The organism is Sphingorhabdus sp. (assembly GCF_040079335.1).
In the GTDB taxonomy this organism is placed as follows: domain Bacteria; phylum Pseudomonadota; class Alphaproteobacteria; order Sphingomonadales; family Sphingomonadaceae; genus Sphingorhabdus_B.
Genome location: NZ_JBEBKL010000083.1, coordinates 1 through 5096, shown reverse-complemented (window position 1 = coordinate 5096; position 5096 = coordinate 1). Strand labels below are relative to the sequence as shown.

The window sequence follows — 5096 nt, the reverse complement described above, 5'->3', positions numbered from 1 at the left end:
CAGCAATGGCAAAGACAGCAAAAAAGCGGATTTTGATTTCATCGATTTTTCCTTGTCGCCGTTTATTGCTTTGGCGCGCCGAACATGGCGTCGAGCATTTCTTTTTTGGTATCGGTTCCGGCGCGTGCCGTTCCGGGCTGCGGTGCTGGCAAAGTTGCCATATCCGTTGGCACAGTCAGCGGCGCGGCTTTGGTCACAGCAAATTCATCGGGACGTTCGCGGTCAAACACACCGGACGAGCTGCATCCAGCCAAAGTCGCGGACAGCGCAAGCGCGCCAAAAAGCATCTTCAATTTCATGGTCACTCCGCGCATTTTCTATTCGCTTAGATTTGGCTCGCTTGCCACTTCCTGAACAACTTCCTTTTCGCGCATCAAGAACGCGCGGGCAAGCAATATCAGCACGCCGATGGTAATCGCGGCGTCGGCAAGGTTGAATATGTAGAACGGCCGGAAGGTGCCGAAATGCAAATCGGCATAATCGACGACATAACCATAACGCACTCGATCGACGATATTGCCCAGCGCGCCACCCAGAACGAGCGACAGTGCCAGCACATCACCTTTTAGCTTTTCGCGCCACATCCAGACGGCAACCACAGTGGCGATCAGCGCGGTCAGGCCAACCAGCGCCCAGCGCTCCAGCTCGCTCCCTGCCTCTAAAAAGCCCATCGAGACCCCGCGGTTTTCGGCCCAAGTCAGGCTGAACTGCGGCAGTAGATGGATTTGACGGCGACTTTGCAGCGCCAGAGGGCCGATCATGATGAACTTCACGGCCTGGTCAGCGATGAAGATCAAGCTGGCGAGCATCAGGCCCTGGAGGCGGAATTTGGGGTTTGCTGTCATGAAATCCCTTTAACCCTTAAATCAGGCCTGCCAAGCGGGAAGCCGAACGGTCGCGGCCAGACGCCCTTTTGTTGCTTCGTGGCTTCGTGTGAAATAATTTTGACTCACACAAAGCCACGAAGCAACAAAGAGAGTTAGGCATTCAGCACCGTGTCACACCGCCCGCACAGCGCGCCGACTTCGGTCACTTCGGGCAGGTGACGCCAGCAACGACCGCATTTTTGGTTGCTGGATTTGGTGACGGCGAACTTTATCCAGTCGCTGTAACCGGTGATCGGCGAAAACTTATCAAGGCGAGCCTTTTCGTATTGCTGCATTTCAGCCAGGCTATCCGGCGTAACGTCTAAGACACCGGCACCAAGGAACAAAGGCGCACCTTTAAACTGAACTACGTTGCAGCTTGAGGCGATAAACAATTCAGCGAGGTCAACCCCTTCGATAAAGGTGTCGGTTGAATCTGGCCAAACCTCCACTTCACATTCAAGACTTGATCCCACCACTTTATCTCGCCGCATTGGTTCAATGCGCTCGTTAACGAGCCGACGGAATTCTCTTAGTTGACCCCACTTGCGGGCCATATCGTCTTCATACCTTGAATTATCCTGCAGTGGTCGATGCCAACCAGCATCAACTTCCGGCCATTCCAGAAAATGCACTGAATCCGCATCCGGGAACCTAGTCCCCCAAACTTCCTCTGCCGTAAACACCAGCACCGGCGCAGCGTAGCGGACCATGGCGTGGAACAGGATGTCGAGCACCGTACGGTACGCCATCCGCTTTGGATCGGTCGGCGCGTCGCAATAGAGGCAATCCTTGCGGATATCGAAGAAGAAGGCCGACAGGTCTTCGTTGGCGAAATCGGCGAGCAGGCGGACATAGGTGTTGAAGTCATAATCATCGACCGCAACTTTCAGCTTCGCATCCATGTCTGCCAACAGGTGCAGCACATAGCGCTCCAGCTCTGGCATACCCTCGACCGCCACTTTTTCCGCATCCGAAAAGCCATCGAGAGCACCCAGCATATAGCGGAAGGTGTTGCGCAGCTTGCGGTATTGGTCAGCCACGCCTTTCAGGATTTCGTCACCGATGCGGTGATCCTCGGTATAGTCCACTGACAGCGCCCATAGCCGGATGATGTCCGCACCGTTTGTCTCCATGACCTTTAACGGATCGACGGTGTTGCCGACCGATTTGGACATTTTCAGGCCCTTTTGGTCCATCGTGAACCCGTGGGTCAGGACGGTATCATAAGGCGCGCGCCCGCGTGTGCCGCAGCTTTGCAATAGTGAGCTTTGGAACCAACCGCGATGCTGATCGCTGCCTTCCAGATACAGGTCGGCGGGCCAGCTAAGCTCTGGCCATTTGCCCGATTCCAGCGTGAAGACATGCGTGCAGCCCGAATCGAACCAGACGTCGAGGATGTCGAACACCTGTTCGTAATCATCGGCGTTATACGCGTCGCCCAGATATTCCTGCGCGCGCGCCGCTTCCCACGCATCGACGCCTTCTGCCTTGATCGCGGCAACAATGCGCGCGTTAACGGCAGGGTCGCACAGATATTGGCCGGACTTGCGGTCCACAAACAGCGTGATCGGCACACCCCATGCGCGTTGGCGGCTCAGCACCCAATCGGGGCGGCCCTCGACCATGCTGTTGATGCGGTTCTTGCCCTTTTCCGGGACCCAGCGGACGCGGTTTATTTCGGACATCGCGCGTTGGCGGAGAGTGCCCCCTCCGTCGGCTTCGCCGACACCTCCCCCAAGGGGGGAGGATTGCGGAAGGGTTGCGCTGCTGATATCCTCCCCCTCTGGGGGAGGTGCCGAGCGAAGCGAGGCGGAAGGGGCTTGTTCCCGATCCATCGGCACAAACCATTGCGGGGTGCAGCGATAGATGACCTTTGCCTTCGACCGCCAGCTGTGCGGATAGCTGTGTTTGTAATCGGCACTCGCGGCGAGCAATCCGCCAGCTTCGCGCAAGTCTGAACAGATCGGGCCATCGGGCGCGTTGAATTTGGGGTTGATTACGCTGCCCGCACCGCCAAGCCAGCCCCAATCGGCGCGATATTTGCCGTCGCCCTCAACCGCGAATTGCGGTTCGATGTCATTGGCTTTGCACAGATCAAAATCATCCTCGCCATGGTCGGGTGCCATATGGACAAGACCTGTGCCGGTTTCGGTGGTGACGAAAGAAGAGCCGTCGAGCATCGGACGCGGCTTGGCAAAAAAGCCACCGAGTGCGTGCATGGGGTGGCGGACCATTGTTCCGGCTAGATCGGAGCCTTTGATTGGATCAGTAAACCAAGTGTTCGGCTTCCAGCCCAATTCTCGAGTTAATTGGGGAATTACCCTTGATTGATCGCCGTCGTTTTCGAGAATGTAGGGGGCTTCGCTTTCCAGCCGAGACCTGAACTGGTCATTAAGGCCGCTCGCGATGAGCACATAAGTACCGTGATATTTGTAAGCTTCCGCTAACTCGTCGAAATAGTCAGGATGCCCGCCAGCGACGATGTGATAGAGTTGATACTCAACATCCGCCCCATATGCGATCGCTTGATTGACTGGAATTGTCCAAGGCGTCGTCGTCCAAATAACAGCGTGGACCTTCTCACCCTTGTCGATCAGGTCTTGAAGGGCAGGACAGTTTGGCGATTCCACAATCTCAAACGCCACATCGATCTGCGTCGAGACGATATCCTCATACTCAACCTCGGCCTCGGCCAAGGCGGTTTTTTCCACCGGCGACCACATCACCGGCTTGGCGCCGCGATACAGCTGACCGCTATCGGCAAACTTCAACAGCTCCGAAACAATCGTCGCCTCGCTGTCGAAATCCATCGTCAGATAGGGCTTGTCCCAATTGCCGAGCACGCCGAGACGCTTCACCTGTTCGCGCTGCACATCGACCCATTTTTGCGCATAAGCGCGGCATTCGGCGCGGAATTCCTTAACGGGAACTTCGTCCTTGTTCAGCTTTTTCTTGCGATATTGCTCCTCGACTTTCCACTCGATGGGCAGGCCGTGGCAATCCCAGCCGGGGACATAAGGCGCGTCTTTGCCGAGCAAGCTTTGCGTGCGGCACACCATGTCTTTCAATATATGGTTCAGCGCATGGCCGATATGCATATCGCCATTGGCATAAGGCGGGCCATCATGCAGGATGAATTTCTCACGCCCAGCGCGCGCCTCACGCAGGCGGTGGTACATCCCGTCTGCTTCCCACTTCGCAAGAATGCCCGGCTCCTTTTGCGGCAAGCCAGCCTTCATGGGGAAATCAGTCTTCGGCAGGAAGACGGTGTCTTTATAGTCGCGCTGTTCTGTCATGTTGCGCGGGTGCTTAGGGGATAATGCGCGACGGATAAAGCCCGTAATCCGGCGCGTAGCGCCAGAAGATTATATCGCACGAGCCGTAGGCCACCGAAGGTGAACACACGAAGACACGAAGAAGGGTAGCGCAACCTCCTTCATGCCTTCGTGTCTTCGTGCGAGCTTATTCTTGAATTGGCGCTACCGCGCAGAAACTCACCGCTTTAACGCTGGCCCCAGACCCTCGATATCGTCTATCCAGATATAGCCGTTAAAGCTGTTCGCAATGTCGCCATAGCGGTTCACATCGGTCAGGCCGGTGATTTTTTCGCCCTCGACATTTTCGGCGATGATAACCTTCAGCCCCGCCGCCCCGGTGCGCTCAAGGAACCGGTTGGGCCAGCCCCATAAAGTATAGCCTGTCTCGTCCACCGTAATCAGCATCGTGCCCTGCTTGCAGCTTTCAGGAATACTGCCCCACAGGCCCGATAGCTTGTAATCGCTGGCACAGGCGCGGGCGGCGGGGATGGAGAAGGCCCAAGAATTGGGCCGTGCTTTTTTAAACGCGGCAACCGCGGCATCATCGCCGATCAGGGCTTGCTTATCGTCTTTGCCCGGCGCGGGAAGCGCGGCGAGCAACATCTGGGTTTGCTCTGCGCCTTTTACCCGCCACAGCAATTGTGGTTTGGACAAAGCATAGACTGCCTCGCCAATGCTGCTGTTCGGGCGGGCTTTGTCGGACGCGCAGGTGCTTTCAAATTGCCGCGCGATGACCAGTTGCCCGCCGACAACCTGCGTCGCCATGTTCAGCGCATTGGCTTCGCTACCAACCGCCATGGCAAGCGAGCCCACTTCGCTGGCGCTTGGGCCGCTGGCACAGCCTTGGGTGTCGCGGGTGGGTTCTGCGCCTTTGGCGGCGATCAGCAATGGAATGCCCTCTGGCTTGCTG

Annotated in this window: 4 protein-coding genes; all 4 read right to left on the bottom strand. The window is 56.8% G+C overall.

Going from position 1 to position 5096, the window contains the following annotated elements; translation table 11 throughout:
- Positions 1-62: 62 nt before the first annotated feature.
- Positions 63-299, bottom strand: a complete 237-nt coding sequence (locus tag ABL922_RS14060) for a DUF3035 domain-containing protein (RefSeq protein ID WP_349024840.1) — start codon at positions 297-299, stop codon at positions 63-65.
- Positions 300-317: 18 nt separating this feature from the next.
- On the bottom strand, positions 318-845 hold the full coding sequence (gene lspA, locus ABL922_RS14055) for a signal peptidase II (protein WP_349024839.1): 528 nt from the start codon (positions 843-845) through the stop codon (positions 318-320).
- Positions 846-979: 134 nt separating this feature from the next.
- The gene (locus ABL922_RS14050; protein WP_349024838.1) at positions 980-4165 is read right to left on the bottom strand and encodes an isoleucine--tRNA ligase; all 3186 of its coding nucleotides are present in this window, start codon (positions 4163-4165) and stop codon (positions 980-982) included.
- 198 nt (positions 4166-4363) lie between these two features.
- A partial coding sequence (locus tag ABL922_RS14045) for a hypothetical protein (protein WP_349024837.1) occupies positions 4364-5096 on the bottom strand: 733 nt, incomplete at its 5' end.